Genomic DNA, 15,521 nt, shown 5'->3' with positions numbered 1-15,521 from the left:
CGGCCATCACCGGCGAGCTTGCGGAAGAACGGGCGCGAGCCTCAGTAGAACCGCACGGGCAGCCCGTCACAGCGTCCTTGAGTGGCCGTCCACCCGCGAGGGTGACCGCGGCAAGCGGGGTGGTACCGCGCATCGTCCTTGCGGACGGGGCGTCCTCGCAGCCCCGCCGCCCGCATCGACAGCCACGAGGACCGCATGACCGCCCGATACCCGCTGCACCGCACCTCCGACGTTGACACCCACGCCGAGGTCCCTCCCTCGCCGCACTTCCCCTCGATCGAAACCGACGTGCTCGCGTACTGGGAGGCGGACGGCACGTTCCAGGCGTCGATCGATCAGCGCCCCGCCCAGACCGCGGACGGCAACAACGAGTTCGTGTTCTACGACGGCCCGCCGTTCGCCAACGGCCTGCCGCACTACGGCCACCTCCTCACGGGCTACGCCAAGGACGTGGTGCCTCGCTTCGAGACGATGCGCGGCAAGCGCGTCGAGCGCAGGTTCGGCTGGGACACGCACGGGCTTCCCGCGGAACTCGAGGCGGAGCGCGTGCTGGGCATCACCGACAAGTCGCAGATCGAGGAGATGGGCATCGCGGCCTTCAACGAGGCGTGCGAGAGCTCGGTGCTGAAGTACACCAAGGAGTGGGAGGCGTACGTCACGCGCCAGGCCCGCTGGGTGGACTTCGAGAACGACTACAAGACGCTCGACGTGACGTTCATGGAGTCCGTGATCTGGGCCTTCAAGTCGCTGTACGACAAGGGCCTCGCGTACGAGGGCTTCCGCGTGCTGCCGTATTGCTGGCGCGACGAGACCCCGCTGTCGAACCACGAGCTGCGCATGGACGACGACGTCTACGCGATGCGCCAGGACCCCGCGCTCACGGTCGCGTTCCCGCTGATCGGCGGCGAGGGCGACCTCGAGAACGCCGAGCTGGTGGTGTGGACCACCACGCCGTGGACCCTGCCGTCGAACCTGGCCGCGGCCGTGGGCCCCGACATCGAGTACGTGGTGGTCGAGCCCGCGGAGGGCTCCGCGTTCGTGGGCCGCAGAATCGTGCTCGCGAAGGCTCGCGTCGCGGCGTATGCGCGCGAGCTCGGCCCGCTGGCGCCCGAGGGCGAGACGCCCGGACCCGACCACGCGCGCATCGTCGGAACCCTGCTGGGCTCGGACCTCGCGGGGATGCGCTACACGGCACCCTTCGCGAACTTTGCCGAGAACGCCAACGTGCACCAGGTGATCGCTGCAGCGTTCGTGTCGACCGAGGACGGCACGGGAATCGTGCACCTCGCGCCCGCCTTCGGTGAGGACGACATGGCGGTGTGCCAGGAGGTGGGCATCGAGCCGGTCATCCCGATCGACGCGAAGGGCCGCTTCACCGCCGAGTTCCCCCAATACGAGGGACTGCAGGTCTTCGACGCCAACCCCAAGGTGATCGCGGACCTCAAGGAGGCGGGAATCGTCCTGCGCCACGAGACCTACGACCACAGCTACCCCCACTGCTGGCGCTGCCGCAACCCGCTCATCTACCGCGCGGTGGGCTCGTGGTTCGTGCGCGTGAGCGAGTTCCGCGACCGCATGGTCGAGCTCAACGAGGGCATCACGTGGGTGCCCGAGCACATCAAGCACGGCCAGTTCGGCAAGTGGCTCGAGGGCGCGCGCGACTGGTCGATCTCGCGCAACAGGTACTTCGGCACGCCCATCCCCGTGTGGGTCTCGGACGATCCCGCGTTCCCCAGGACGGACGTCTACGGCTCGCTCGAGGAGCTCGAGCGCGACTTCGGCCGCCTCCCGCGCGACGCCAAGGGAGAGCCCAACCTGCATCGTCCCTTCATCGACGAGCTCACGCGCCCCAACCCCGACGACCCGTCCGGGCGCTCGACCATGCGCCGCATCGCGGACGTGTTCGACGTGTGGTTCGACTCGGGCTCGATGCCGTTCGCGCAGGTCCACTACCCGTTCGAGAACCACGAGTGGTTCGACGGGCACCACCCGGCCGACTTCATCGTGGAGTACATCGGGCAGACCCGCGGCTGGTTCTACGTCATGCACGTGCTCGCCACCGCGTTGTTTGACCGCCCCGCGTTCAAGACGTGCGTCTCGCACGGCATCGTGCTGGGCTCGGACGGCCGCAAGATGTCCAAGTCGCTGCAGAACTACCCGGACGTCAACGAGGTGTTCCACCGCGACGGCTCCGACGCGATGCGCTGGTTCCTCATGAGCTCGCCCATCCTGCGCGGCGGCAACCTCATCGTGACGGAGGAGGGCATCCGCGAGGGCGTCCGCCAGGTGCTGCTCCCGCTGTGGTCGACCTACTACTTCTTCACGCTCTACGCGGGCGCCGCCCGCGGGGGAGAGGGAGTGCTGGGTCGCGAGGTGGACGATGCCAGGGTCGCGTCCCTGCCCGTGATGGACAGGTACGTGCTGGCCAAGACCGCGGAGCTTGTGCGCGACGTCACGGCGCAGATGGAGGAGTTCGACGTGCCCGGCGCGTCCGAGTCCCTGCGCTCCTTCATGGACCTGCTCACGAACTGGTACGTGCGCACGCAGCGCGACCGCTTCTGGGGCGAGGACGCGGACGCGTTCGACACGCTCTATACGGTGCTGGTGACGCTGTCGCGCCTGTCCGCGCCGCTGCTGCCGCTGGTCACCGAGGAGATCTACCGCGGGCTCACTGGCGAGCGGTCCGTTCACCTCACCGACTACCCGGTCGAGCGTGCCGCCTGGGCCGACGACTCGCTGGGCGCCGTCATGGATCGCGTGCGCGAGGTCGTGTCTGCGGCCCACGCGCTGCGCAAGGCGCGCCAGATCCGCGTGCGTCAGCCGCTCATGGCGCTTGAGGTCGCGGTCGCGGACCCGGAGGCGCTGCGGCCCTACGTGTCGCTCATCGCGTCGGAGCTGAACGTCAAGATGGTCGTGCTGGTCACGGAGGAGGCGTTCACGCGCGCCAACCCGGTCGAGCGCCGCCTCACCGTCAACGCGCGCGCCGCCGGCCCGCGCATCGGCAAGGACGTCCAGGCCGCGATCCGCGGGTCCAAGACCGGCGACTGGACCGAGTCCGCCTCCGGCGAGGTCGTGTCGGGCGGGATCGCCCTGGTCGAGGGGGAGTACGAGCTCGCGACGGTCATCGGCGGGGAGGGGGACGATGCCCCTGCCGCGTCGGTGCTCGCAGGCGGCGGCTTCGTGCTGCTCCACACCGACATCACGCCCGAGCTCGAGGCCGAGGGATTCGCGCGCGACCTCATCCGCTCGATCCAGGACGAGCGCAAGCACGCGGGCCTCAACGTGTCCGACCGCATCGACTTGGCGGTCACCGTGCCCGCCGAGCGCGTTGCGGCGGTCGAGGCGCACCGGGAGCTCATCGCGCGCGAGGTGCTCGCGGTGTCGGTCGCCGTGACCGAGGGAGAGCTCGCGGTCGAGGTGCGTAAGGCCTGAGCGGCTGGCCCCCTGCCCGCCCCGCGGCTCCGCCACACCGTTCCGCGGCTCCGCCACACGCCGCTCGGCGTGTCGGCGGCGTGTCGCGGCTCGAGGGCCCGCTCAGCGCGGTTCCGGAGCGCGGGCGTGTGGCGGAGCCGCGGGGGTGTGGGCGTGTGGCGGAGCCGCGGGGGTGTGGGCGTGTGGCGGAGCCGCGGGGGTGTGGGGGAACTGAGGCGAGCGCCGTGCGTCAGGGGTGCGAGAGGAGGTCCTCGTTGACCGTCGCGGTCAGCGCGGCGTCGATGGGGAGCTCGCGCCTGTCGAGCTCGCGCACCGGCCGCATGAGCTGCACCGAATCCGTGAGCCACACCGAGTCGGCCTCGGTGAGCTCCTCGATGTGCACGTCCCGGTACTCGCACGCGAATCCGTGCGCCTCGAGCGATGCGAAGGCCGCGCGCTGCGCGGTGCCGTGGAGCAGGCCGCCCTCGACGGCGGGAGTGACGACGCGCTGGCCCACCCTGACGAGCACGCTCGAGCGCGGGGCCTCGAGCACATAGCCGTCCGTCGTGACGAGGATTGCGTCTTTGGCCCCGCGCGCGTGAGCGTGGCGCAGCGCCGCCATGTTGACGGCATACGACAGTGTCTTGGCCCCGGCGAGCAGCCACGGCGCCTGCTCGCCTACGCCGCGCGGGTAGCCGCGGTTGAGAACCACTGCCGAGACTCCCTCGGCGCGGTCGTGTGAGACATCGGGAAAGGGTTCCGCGAGCACGAAGCCCGTGGGGCGTCCCGGCGGAGGCGCGTGTTCCTCGCCGCGGGTGTAGACGATCTTGCACATTGCGGTGGCCGGAGGCTCCGCGAAGTCCGCCAGCAGGGCGTGCGCCGCGGTGGCCACGGCCTCGCGAAAGACTCCCAGATCGGGCGTGGGGAGGTCGAGCATGGCCGCGGACTGAGCGAGCCGCTCGAGGTGCGGCTCAAGGTCGTGGAGGCGGCCCCCGTGAATGCCGACCGTTTCGAAGACCCCGTCGCCCCTGAGGAGCCCCGAATCGGTCGCGCGCACCGCGGGGGAGTCGGGGTCGACCAGTCGCGATGGGGCGCCGGGCATGCCCGCTGCCGGGGCTCCACAGATGACGAGTGCGGACATGGTGACCTCCTCGCATCACCGTAGCCCGCCTCGTCGCGCGGGGCCTCCCGAGAGCGCTTCCCGCCGGCGCGCCTGGACCGCGCGGCGTGTCGCGCATCGGCGTGTCGTCAGGCGCGCCCAGACCGCCCTCCCACCTGCGCAAGATGCCTGCTCAACCTGCCATCGCGCATCGGCGCCGCACACGCGTGACCAAAGTGTCGCGAGCACCCAATTTCGTGCCGCACAATTGACCCTCGTGACAACGGATGTCTTCCCCGAACTGAGCCTCTCCGAGGCCGAACGCGAGATCGACTCGCACATCTTCGCCCGCACCCCCGAGGCCGATCATCAGGCCAAGCTGTTGCGAGTCGCGCAGGCCCTGTCGCTGCTTGGCGACCCGCAGCGCGAGCTCGACATCATCCATGTGACGGGCACCAACGGGAAGACCTCGACGAGCCGCATGCTCGAGTCGCTGCTGCGCGCCCACGGGCTGCGCACGGGACTGTTCACGTCGCCGCACCTCACGACGCTGCGCGAGCGCATCATGATCGACGGCGCTCCGCTCGCGCAGGACGCGCTCGTGCGCCTGTGGCAGCAGGTGTCGCCCGCGATTCACGCTGTCGACCAGGCCTCGATTCAGCGCGGGGGCCCGCGCATGAGCTTCTTCGAGGTGCTCACCGTGCTGGGCTTCGCCGCATATGCGGACGCTCGGGTGGACGTGCTGGTGCTCGAGGTGGGGATCGGCGGACTCAGGGACGCGACCAACGTCGCCGACGGGCGCGTCGCGGTGCTCACCCCGATGGCGCTCGACCACGACAAGTACTTCACGGGCGGGCTGCCCGGCGTCGCGCACGAGAAGTCCGGCATCATCAAGCCCGGCGCGACCGTGGTGAGCGCGCTCCAGCGCGACGAGGCCGCCCAGGTGATCGTCGCCGCGGCCGCTCAGCGCCAGGCATCGATCTTCTGGGAGGGCGCGCACATGGCCGTCTCGGACCGCCGCGTGGTGCCAGGTGGTCAGGTGATGACGCTGCGCACGGCCTCGCGCAACTACGTCGACGTCTTCGTGCCGCTGCACGGCGAGTTCCAGGCGCAGAACGCGCTCATCGCGCTCTCCGCGTGCGAGGTGTTCCTGGGCGCCGGCGTGCCGCGCGCCCTCCACCTGCCCGCCGTTGCCCGCGGCTTCGCGGGCGCGACCTCGCCGGGACGGCTCGAGGTGGTGTCCGCCGAGCCCACCGTGATCGTCGACGCGGCCCACAACCCGCACGGGATCGCGGCGCTCGCGGACACCCTCCGCGAGACCTTCGACTTCGACCGCCTCGTCGGTGTCGTGGCGGTGCTCGCGGACAAGGATGCGGAAGGCATCCTCGCGGGCCTCGCCGGCGTGATGGATGAGGTTGTCATCACCCAGACGCGCTCGCACCGCGCCGCGGAGGCCGAGCGGCTCGCGGAGAAGGCCCGCATGGTCTTCGGCGTGGACCGCGTGCGCGTCGCCCCCAGCGTGCCCGATGCGATTCAGATGGCGACCACCCTCGCGTCTGAGGCTCCGGGCGAGGCGGGAGTGCTCGTGGCCGGGTCCATCACGCTCGTGGCCGAGGCCCGCCGCCATCTCCAGGAGACGCACCTGCCGCGCACGGTGGACGCTCAGGCCGTGATGGACGGGGCGCCTGTCGAGGACACGGGTGTCGCCGCGGCTCAGCCTCAGCCGACGGAGGACGCGGGGAACTCGGGCGCCGTCTCCGCGTAGGCGACCCCGGCATCGTTCCCCTGCGTGCGAGCGCGCGTGCGCGCCGCCACGCGCCTGCCGTCACGCTCGCCGTCGCGTGCCGCCTGGGTGATCCAGCGCTCGCGGCGCGCGTCGGAGGCGCGCCTGACCTCGGGAAGGCGGCGCACGCCCACGGTCTTGACGCCCACGAACCATAGGGTCGCCCACCGCATCGAGGCGATCATGGCGTCGCGATAGATGATCGCATTCCACCATCGCGGCGAGTCCATCGTCGTGGTGAGGCGCGCGGTCTTGCCGGTCCACAGTCGCCGTGGCAGGCGGTCGCGGTACTCGAAGGCGACGCCGCTCAGAATCGCGCGATCGACGAACGCCTTGAAGACCGCCGGATAGGTGCCCCACCACTGCGGGTAGAAGAACGCGAGGTGGTCGGCGTCGCGCAGGGCGTCGATCATCGCGGTGACGGGCTCGTCCAGGTGGCCGATGCCGCCGCCGGGCGCGCGAAGATCCTCCCTGGTGGCGGGGTTAAGGGCGAAGGAGTGCTGGGAGAGGTCCAACACAGTGACGTCAGCGTGCGCGCGGGCGGCCTCGGCATACGCGTGCGCGAGGCGCGAGGTGAGTGTGCCGGGGAGCGGGTGTCCGATGACGACGGCGATGGTGCTCATGACTCTCCTGAGGTGGGGGTGGGGTCGGGCAGGGTTTCCAGTGCGTGGGCGAGACCCTCGAGCTGGTCGCGCAGGACGGACTCGTCGAGGTCGGGGCGCGAGGCGAGCATCGCGGCGAACTCACGCTCGAGGCGCTCCGTGGCGTGCTCGACCAGCGCGAGCGCGCGCGGCGTGAGGTCGATCCGCAGCCGGCGCCCGTGGTGAGGGTCGGGGCTCGCGGTCAGCATGCCGTCCCTGACGAGCGTGGGGAGGCGCTTGCTCGCGGCCGCCTTCGACATACCGGCGCAGCGCGCGAGGGCCGTGACGTCGAGCCCCGGCAGCGTTGAGGCGGCGGCGAGGAAGTTGAAGGTCGCAAAGGTGACCCCGTAGTCCTGGCGCAGCACGGTGTCGGCGTAGGCGTCGAGTTCCGCGACCACGCGATGGAGGAGGAAGGTGGTGGGCTCGGTCATGCGTCCATGTCAACATGTTGACATGCCGGTTGTCAACTGGTTGACATGAGGGGGCGCGTCGCCGGTCCGTGACAGACTTGCCACCATGAGCGACCTTGACCTCGGTGGCATGAGCCTCGAGGAGGCCGAGCGCGAGATCTACGCGCACATCGTCTCCCGCAACCCCGAGCACGACTTCGAACCGACCCTCGACCGCGTGAGGGAGGCCTGCGACCTGCTCGGCAACCCCCAGCACGCTTTCAAGGTCATCCACCTCACGGGCACCAACGGCAAGACCTCCACGGCACGCATGACCGAGTCGCTCGTGCGCGAGCACGGCCTGCGGACCGGGCTGTTCACGTCGCCGCACCTGACGACGGTGCGCGAGCGGATCCAGATCGACGGCGAGCCAATCGCGCGCGAGGACTTCGTGAGGCTGTGGCTCGACGTCGCGCCGCTGATTCACCTGGTGGACGCGCGCTCCGTGGAGGCCGGCGGCCCGCGCATGAGCTTCTTCGAGGTGCTCGTCGTGCTCGCCTACGCCGCGTTCGCCGACGCGCCCGTCGACGTGGCCGTGGTCGAGGTGGGGATGGGCGGCGTGTGGGACGCGACCAACGTCGCGGACGGAGACGTCGCGGTGATCACGCCCGTTGGCCTCGATCACCAGCAGTGGCTGGGCGACTCGCTCGCGGACATCGCGGCGGAGAAGGCCGGCATCATCAAGGACGGCGCCGCGGTGGTCATCGCCGAGCAGTCCGCGTCCGTCACGCCCGTCTTCGACGCCGCGATCGCCGAGCGCGGCGCGCGTGCCTTCCGCGAGGGAGTCGAGCTCGAGGTGGTCGACCGCCAGCCGGGAGTGGGCGGACAGATGGTCTCGCTGCGCACGGCCGCGGCGACCTATGAGGACCTGTTCCTGCCGCTCTACGGGCCGTACCAGGCGCACAACGCGCTGCTCGCGCTCGCGGCCGTGGAGCTCTTGCTCGCGGACGGCGGGGCGCCCGCCTCGCTCGAGGGTGAGCCCGTCGAGACCGCCTTCGCGCAGGTCACGTCGCCCGGCAGGCTCGAGGCGGTGCGCACCGCGCCGCTCATTCTCGTCGACGCCGCGCACAATCCGCACGGTGTCGAGGCCCTCGTGAGCGCGCTCGAGGAGTCGTTCGCGTTCGAGACGCTCGTCGGCGTGGTCGCGATCCTGGAGGACAAGGACGCGGAAGGAATCCTGGCCGCGCTGGAAGGCGCGCTCGATCACGTGGTCGTCACGGCATCGTCCTCTCCGCGAGCGATCCCCGTGGAGGACCTCGGGCGTCTCGCCGCCGAGGTCTTCGGGGAGGACCGCGTCACGATCGCGGACTCCGTTCCCGACGCGCTCGACGCGGCAGTGCAGCGCGCCGAGCGCGACAACGATCTGGGCGCGGGGGTGCTCGTGGTGGGGTCGATCACGCTGGTCGCCGAGGCGCGCGTGCTGACCGGCGCCGACCGCCGCAAGGGATCGGGGCGCGCGCGATGACCGCGCGGCCGCAGCGCTCCGCGACGCTGGTGTTCACGCAGGCGGTGCTCGCGCTGCAGGCACTCGCGGCGCTGTTCGCCGTATTGGTCCTGTGGGGCCTCACCCGCGCGGGCGAACTCGACCTGCCGGCCTGGCTGCTGTGGGGCGGCGGGCTGGGATTCGTGATCTTGCTGGGTTATGCGGCGGGCAAGCAGGGCCGCCGGTGGGGACGATGGCTGGGCTGGGTCCTGCAGGTACCGATGCTCGTCGCGGGGCTGGCCGAGTCGACCATTGCCGTGATCGGCGTGATGTTCCTCGCGCTATGGATCACGGGCTTGCGGCTGGGCGGGCGGATCGACCGTGAGCGCGCCGAGCGGGTTGCCGCCGAGGGGTCTGCTGAAGGTGGGCCCACCGCGGGTGACTCTGCTGCGGAGGACGCGCAGGCGTGAGCGGCTTCCTGTGGCGCATGGGGGGTGCGCTCGCGCTGGGAGTGCTGGGCCTGGCGCTCATCTTCTGGCAGCTCGAGCATGCCTCGCTGTACGCGTTCGCCGACCAGGGCAGGCCGTCGCCGGCGGTCTACGCGCTGCTGTTCGCCGGGCTGATCCTGCTCAACGTCGCGGTGTTCTACGCGCTCACGCGGTGGGCGCGGTTCGTGCGCGAGCACCCTGGTACGAGCCAGCTTCCGCCGTGGCTGCTGATCGGGATCATCGTCGCGTCGGGAGCGATCCTCGTGACCGGGATTGCGACGCACGCGGGCTACCTACGCTCGCTCGACCCACCCACGCTGGAGATCAGCCAGGGGTTCATCGCGTTTGAGGTGTCCTTCGCGGCGCTCATCCTCGTGCCGCTCGTGCTGCTCGCGGTGCGGTGGTCGGGTGGCTACCGGCGCTAGCCGTCGGAGCCGGACGCGCCCGGCGGCTTCTTAGACCACGACCGCCGAGGTCACCTCGAAGCCCTCGAGAGCGGCGCGGCCGTCGAGGCCGGCGAGCTCCATGAGGAAGCTGAAGCGCACGGAGGCGGCGCCGCCGCGCGTCAGCATCTCTGCGACCGCGCGGGCGGTGCCGCCGGTCGCGAGGACGTCGTCGATCACGAGCACGTGGCGGCCCTCGATCGGGCCGGCGCTCACCGTGAGGTCCGTCGAGCCGTACTCGATGCTCGCGGAGGACTCGAGCAGGTCGACGCCGGGCATCTTGCCCTTCTTGCGGACCATGGTCATGCCAACCCCGAGGGTCTGTGCCACCACGGGAGCGAAGATGAAGCCGCGCGCGTCCACGCCTGCCACGACGTCCACCTGGGCGCCAGCGGGCGGCATCAGCTGGATGCAGGCCTCGCGGAAGCGCTCGGGGCTCGCCAGGATGGGCGAGATGTCGTAGAAGAGGATCCCCTCGACGGGGAAGTCGGGAAACGTGTCGAAGTCGTCGAGCGTGATCACGGGTCCATCCTGTCACGCATCCCGCGGGGTCCTGGTGGGTCGTGGTGGTCCGTGGTGGGCGGCGGTGGGGCCGTGGTGGGCCTAGCGCAGAGGATCTTGCGGAATTCGGGACCGAAACGGGCCTCGCGCATCGCGTAGTGCGATTTCTCCATCGAACTCACCCCAGCCCGCCCCGCCACGCTCCACCCCGCGCCATGCCGGCTGACCCGGCCCACCCCGCTCCACGCTCCACCCTGCGCCATGCCGGCTGACCCGGCCGACCCCGCGCCACGCTCCACCCCGCGTCATGCCGGCTGACCCGGCCCACACCCGGCCCGACTCAGCCCCAGAATCGCACCAGGCGATGCGCCAAGGCCCATTCGGGGCCGGAAATCGCGCCAGGCGATGCGCGAGGGCGCCGGACCCGCCGTCGACCAGCCAGGGACCCGCCGCAAACCAGCCAGGGACCCACCGCCGGCCACCGGGGGAGACCCCTGCGCGCGCGCAGGCTAGGCTTCCCGCCATGACGGAACGCACCCTCATCCTGGTCAAGCCCGATGGCGTGAAGCGCGGCCTGTCGGGGGAGGTCCTGAGGCGGATCGAGGCGAAGGGCTACACGCTCGTCGCCGTCGAACTGCGCAAGGCGACCCCCGAACTGCTCGCCGAGCACTACGCCGAGCATGTCGGCAAGCCCTTCTACGACCCCCTGGTCGAGTTCATGCTCTCGGGCCCCGTGCTCGCGGTGGTTGCCGAGGGCCAGCGCGTGATCGAAGGATTCCGCGTCCTCGCCGGCCCTACCGACCCCACCACCGCGCCTCCCGGCTCGATCCGAGGCGACCTCGCGCGCACGTGGGACCTGCCGGTGATCCACAACATCGTGCACGGCTCCGACTCACCCGAGTCCGCCGAGCGTGAGATCGGCATCTGGTTCCCCGGCATCTGACGCCGTAGCAGCCACTTTCAGTCCCGGAGAGAGAGTCCCCATGATGACGTCCCTCGAGCACGCCCTCGAACGCGGCCTTTTTGCGAGCCGTTGGCTCCTTGCCCCGATGTATGTCGGTCTCATCGCGGGGCTTGGCCTCGTGAGCGTGAAGTTCTTCACCGAGTTGTGGCACCTCATTGCCGAGTTCTCCCTTGAGACCGAAGCCGACGACATCACTGTCGCGATCCTGTCTCTTATCGACATCGCGCTACTCGGCAACCTCATCGTGATCGTGATCTTTGCCGGTTACGAGAACTTCGTGTCGAAGATGGAGGCCGCGAAGGGCAACGAGGACCGTCCGTCGTGGATGGGACACGTCGACTTCTCGGGCCTCAAGATGAAGCTCATCGGGTCTCTGGTCGCAATCTCGGTGATCCTGCTCCTCAAGGACTTCGTGGCAATCGACGGCAAGGGCGAGGACGCCGATTACACGTCCGTTGCGTGGAGGATCGGACTCCACATGACCTTCGTGGTCTCCGGCCTGCTGTTCGCGATCATGGACTACTGGGGCGCGAAGCGACAGGTGCTCCTCGCCACCGCGCATGACAAGCACCCTGAGGTCGAGGACGCCGAGCTCGACCGCGTGGGAACCTAGAGGGCCACACACGGGGTCCGCAAGACACGATCGCCCACCCTTCCCCCTCGGCGGTGCCTCACCTGACCGCTGAGGTGATTCCCCTACACTCGCACCCATGCATCTGAAGACGCTGACGCTGAGGGGATTCAAGTCCTTCGCGTCGGCGACCACGCTGGAGTTCGAGCCGGGCGTCACGTGCGTCGTGGGCCCGAACGGCTCGGGCAAGTCCAACGTGGTGGACGCGCTCGCGTGGGTCATGGGTGAGCAGGGCGCCAAGACGCTGCGCGGCGGGCAGATGGCCGACGTGATCTTCGCCGGCACGTCGGGGCGCGCGCCGCTGGGCCGTGCCGAGGTCTCGCTCACGATCGACAACACCGACGGCGCGCTGCCGATCGACTACACCGAGGTCACGATCAGCCGCACGCTGTTCCGCTCGGGCGGCTCGGAGTATGCGATCAACGGGTCGCCGTGCCGTCTCATGGACATCCAGGACCTGCTGTCCGACTCGGGACTCGGCCGCGAGATGCACGTGATCGTGGGTCAGGGCCAACTCGACGCCGTCCTGCGCGCGACCCCCGAGGACCGCCGCCACTTCATCGAGGAGGCCGCCGGCATCCTCAAGCACCGCCGCCGCAAGGACAAGGCGCTGCGCAAGCTCGACTCGATGCAGGCCAACCTCACGCGCGTCCAGGACCTGACGGGTGAGATCCGGCGCCAGCTGGGGCCGCTGGGCAAGCAGGCCGAGGTCGCGCGCCAGGCGCAGCGCATCCAAGTCGACGTGCGCGACGCGCGCTCGCGGCTCCTCGCGGACGACCTCGCGACCCTCACCGAGTCGATGCACAAGGACCACGCCGACGAGACCGCGCTGCTCGAGCGCCGCGCCGCCGTGGATCGCGCGCTGGGCGAGGCGCGCGCGCAGCTCGCCGAACTCGAGCGGCTGTCCGCCGAGGCCACCCCTGCGCTCACCAAGGCCAACGACACGTTCTATCGCCTCAGCGCGATCCGCGAGCGGCTGCGCAACCTCGCAACGCTCGCCGAGGAGCGCGTGCGGATGCTCGGCACGGCCATCGACGCCGCCCCGCCCACTGACCTTGTCGACCTCGACGAGCAGGTCGAGCGCGCTCGCGCCGCACGCGTCGAGCTCGATGCCGAGGTCGCCGCCGCCGAACTCGAGCTCGAGGCCGCGATCGAGGCGCGCAAGGACGCCGAGACCCAGGCCTTCGCCTCGGACCGTCACCATGCGAACCTGCTGCGCTCGGTCGCGGACCGTCGCGAGGGCGTCGCACGCCTCGCCGGCCAGGTTGCGGCCAAGCGCTCGCGCGTCGAGTCGACGGAGGCGGAGATCGGTCGCCTGCAGGAGCAGCTCGCCGCGGCGGAGAAGCGTGCGCACGACGCCACGGGCGAGTTCCAGGTCGTCGAGACCTCGGTGGCCTCCGTGGAGGCGGGCGAGGACGACCTCGATATTCAGCACGAGGCCGCCACCGAGGAGTGGGAGCGCGCCAAGGCCGTGCTCGCCGAGCTCAAGGACGCGCTCCACGCTGCCATGCGCGAGCGCGACACGTGGGCCGCGCGCGGCGAGGCCCTCGAGCTGTCGCTGGTCCGCAAGGACGGCGCAGGCGCCCTGCTCGCGAGCGGCGTGAAGTCCGTGCGCGGGACGGTCGCCTCGTTGATCGACGTGAGGGACGATGCCGAGGACGCCATCGCGGGTGCGCTTGGTCCGCTCGCGGACGCCCTCGCCGCGGACTCTGTCGAGGACGCGGTCGACGCGATCCGGTGGCTGCGCGACGAGGACGCCGGGCGAGCCAGGTTCGTGGTCGCCGACGCGACGGCGGCGGCGCACAACCCCGACATCGAGCTTCCGGCCGGCGCGGCGTGGGCCTCCGACCTGGTCGACGGGCCCTCCGGCCTGGTCGATGCGGTGAAAGCGCTGGTCTCGGGCGTGGCCGTGGTCGACGACCTCGCCGCGGCGCGCGCGCTCGTCTCCGCTCATCGCGAGGTCACGGCTGTCACGCGCCGCGGGGACCTGCTGGGCGGACGACACGCGTCGGGGGGCGCAGGAGACGCGCCCAGCATCATCCATGTGCAGGCCGCCTTCGACGACGCGCGCGAGCGACGCGACGCCGCCGCGATCGAGGTCGAGCGCACGCAGGAGCGCCTGCGAGCCGCCGAGGAGGCCGAGGCGGAGACCAGGGGAGCGCACGAGCGCACGCTCGCCCGCCTCAACGAGGCTGATGCGCGCATGGCCGCGGTCGCGGAGCAGCTCGGCCGGCTGGGGGCGCAGGCGCGCGCGGCGAAGGCGGAGGCCGAGCGCCACGCGGTCCAGCTCGAGCAGGCGCACGGGCGCATGGAGATCGACTCGGAGGAGCTCGCGAGCCTCACCGAGCGCCTCGCGGCCGCGCAGGCCGAGCCCGAGCAGTTCGAGGCGGACACGCGCCAGGCCCAGGAGCGGCGCGACGAGGACGAGGCTGCCGCAAGGGTCGCCCGTGCCAAGGAGACCGAGGCCCGTCTCGCGCTGCGCACGTGCGAGGAGCGCGCCCGCGCCCTCGCGGCCCGCGCCGAGAGCCTCGAGCGCGCCGCGGTCGCCGAACGCGAGGCGCGCGTGCGCGCCGAGGAGGCCGCTGCTCGCCGAGAGCGCCAGGCCGTCGCGGCGCGCGAGGTGATCGCGGGCAGCCGCGACGCCCTCGCCCTTATCGACGTGTCGGTGCAGCGCGCGGACGATGCCAGGGCCGCCGTCGAGGCCGACCGCGCCGAGCGCACGGGTCGGCTGGCCGAGGTGCGCCGCACCGTCGAGGAGCTCGCGACGGAGTACTCGCGACTCACGGATGACGCACACCGCGACGAGGTCGCGCGCGCCGAGCAGAAGGTGCGTCTCGAGCAGCTGCGTCAGCGCGCGGTCGACGAGCTGGGGATGGATCCGGACCGGCTCATCGAGGAGTACGGCCCCCACGTGGGGGTGCCGGTCGTCGACGACGACCGCACGGACGACGAGACGGGCAACGACGACGCGTCCGACGATCGCGCCGAACCCCGCACGACGCCCTACGTGCGTGAGGCCCAGGAGAAGCGCCTGCGCCAGGCCGAGCGCGCGATGAACCAGCTGGGGCGCGTCAACCCGCTCGCGCTCGAGGAGTTCGCCGCGCTCGAGGAGCGTCACAAGTTCCTCACCGACCAGCTCGCGGACATCAAGCGCTCGCGCGAGGATCTCCTGCAGATCGTCAAGGAGATCGACGAGCGCGTCGAGACCATCTTCGCGCAGGCCTTCGCGGACACGTCCGCCCAATTCGAGCGCATCTTCCCGCGCCTGTTCCCCGGCGGCGAGGGACGCATCGTCCTCACCGACCCCTCGAACATGCTGGAGACGGGCCTCGAGGTCGAGGCGCGTCCCGCGGGCAAGAAGGTCAAGCGTTTGTCCCTCCTGTCAGGCGGCGAGCGCTCGCTCACGGCGGTCGCGCTGCTGGTGTCGATCTTCAAGGCGCGCCCCAGCCCCTTCTACGTGATGGACGAGGTCGAGGCGGCGCTCGACGACGTCAACCTGGGACGCCTCCTCGAGATCTTCAAGGAGCTGCAGGAGGACTCGCAGCTGATCGTCATCACGCACCAGAAGCGCACCATGGAGATCGCCGACTCGCTGTACGGCGTCACGATGCGCGGCGACGGCGTCACCACGGTCATCAGCCAGCGCCTCACCGACGACGCCGCCTGACGCGCCGTCCCTGGTCAGCGT

At 70.9% G+C, this 15,521-nt stretch carries 12 protein-coding genes; 8 read left to right on the top strand and 4 right to left on the bottom strand.

What is annotated here, in order from left to right:
- Positions 1–195 precede the first annotated feature (195 nt).
- Positions 196–3,432 carry an isoleucine--tRNA ligase gene (ileS, locus tag ABEA62_RS06440; RefSeq protein WP_345379171.1) on the top strand — a complete coding sequence of 1,079 codons (3,237 nt, stop codon included), beginning with the start codon at positions 196–198 and terminating at the stop codon, positions 3,430–3,432.
- A gap of 229 nt (positions 3,433–3,661) precedes the next feature.
- On the opposite strand, the gene ABEA62_RS06435 is transcribed toward ileS, so the two are convergent.
- Positions 3,662–4,552, bottom strand: coding sequence for an aminotransferase class IV (locus tag ABEA62_RS06435; protein ID WP_345379169.1), 891 nt, complete (start codon positions 4,550–4,552; stop codon positions 3,662–3,664).
- 235 nt (positions 4,553–4,787) lie between these two features.
- Between ABEA62_RS06435 and ABEA62_RS06430 the strand changes: the two genes are divergently transcribed.
- Positions 4,788–6,275: a bifunctional folylpolyglutamate synthase/dihydrofolate synthase gene (locus ABEA62_RS06430; protein WP_286216467.1), complete on the top strand. Its 1,488-nt coding sequence runs from the start codon at positions 4,788–4,790 to the stop codon at positions 6,273–6,275.
- Here the strand turns inward: ABEA62_RS06430 and ABEA62_RS06425 are convergent.
- A complete protein-coding gene (locus ABEA62_RS06425; protein ID WP_286216466.1) occupies positions 6,230–6,916 on the bottom strand; it encodes an NAD(P)H-dependent oxidoreductase in 687 nt (228 codons plus the stop codon). The two genes, ABEA62_RS06430 and ABEA62_RS06425, sit on opposite strands and share 46 nt — an antisense overlap.
- Positions 6,913–7,365, bottom strand: coding sequence for a MarR family winged helix-turn-helix transcriptional regulator (locus ABEA62_RS06420; protein WP_286216465.1), 453 nt, complete (start codon positions 7,363–7,365; stop codon positions 6,913–6,915). Before ABEA62_RS06420 ends, ABEA62_RS06425 begins: the two co-directional genes overlap by 4 nt.
- A gap of 85 nt (positions 7,366–7,450) precedes the next feature.
- On the opposite strand from ABEA62_RS06420, the gene ABEA62_RS06415 reads away from it, so the two are divergent.
- Genes ABEA62_RS06415 through ABEA62_RS06405 form a run of 3 tightly spaced genes read left to right on the top strand, consistent with a single transcriptional unit; the run spans position 7,451 to position 9,719 of the window.
- Positions 7,451–8,848 (top strand): bifunctional folylpolyglutamate synthase/dihydrofolate synthase, encoded by a 1,398-nt coding sequence (locus tag ABEA62_RS06415; protein WP_286216464.1) that lies wholly within the window; start codon positions 7,451–7,453, stop codon positions 8,846–8,848.
- Positions 8,845–9,276 (top strand): DUF4233 domain-containing protein, encoded by a 432-nt coding sequence (locus ABEA62_RS06410; protein ID WP_286216462.1) that lies wholly within the window; start codon positions 8,845–8,847, stop codon positions 9,274–9,276. The genes ABEA62_RS06415 and ABEA62_RS06410 overlap by 4 nt, the downstream gene beginning before the upstream one ends.
- On the top strand, positions 9,273–9,719 hold the full coding sequence (locus tag ABEA62_RS06405) for a hypothetical protein (protein ID WP_345379164.1): 447 nt from the start codon (positions 9,273–9,275) through the stop codon (positions 9,717–9,719). Before ABEA62_RS06410 ends, ABEA62_RS06405 begins: the two co-directional genes overlap by 4 nt.
- A 30-nt stretch (positions 9,720–9,749) precedes the next feature.
- Here ABEA62_RS06405 and ABEA62_RS06400 read toward each other — a convergent pair whose 3' ends face one another.
- Positions 9,750–10,259, bottom strand: coding sequence for an adenine phosphoribosyltransferase (locus tag ABEA62_RS06400; protein ID WP_286216459.1), 510 nt, complete (start codon positions 10,257–10,259; stop codon positions 9,750–9,752).
- A 502-nt stretch (positions 10,260–10,761) separates the two neighbouring features.
- Here ABEA62_RS06400 and ndk point away from each other — a divergent pair.
- From ndk to smc, 3 genes are all read left to right on the top strand, one after another.
- Positions 10,762–11,181, top strand: coding sequence for a nucleoside-diphosphate kinase (gene ndk / locus ABEA62_RS06395; protein WP_286216457.1), 420 nt, complete (start codon positions 10,762–10,764; stop codon positions 11,179–11,181).
- Positions 11,182–11,221: 40 nt separating this feature from the next.
- The gene (locus ABEA62_RS06390; protein WP_345379159.1) at positions 11,222–11,815 is read left to right on the top strand and encodes a TIGR00645 family protein; all 594 of its coding nucleotides are present in this window, start codon (positions 11,222–11,224) and stop codon (positions 11,813–11,815) included.
- A gap of 97 nt (positions 11,816–11,912) precedes the next feature.
- Positions 11,913–15,500: a chromosome segregation protein SMC gene (gene smc, locus ABEA62_RS06385; protein WP_286216455.1), complete on the top strand. Its 3,588-nt coding sequence runs from the start codon at positions 11,913–11,915 to the stop codon at positions 15,498–15,500.
- Positions 15,501–15,521: the final 21 nt, after the last annotated feature.

Origin of the sequence: Demequina sediminis (assembly GCF_039545075.1) — a bacterium.
Taxonomy (GTDB): Bacteria; Actinomycetota; Actinomycetes; order Actinomycetales; family Demequinaceae; genus Demequina; species Demequina sediminis.
Note: the sequence above shows the minus strand (reverse complement) of the source record. Positions and strands in the feature narration are given on the sequence as shown.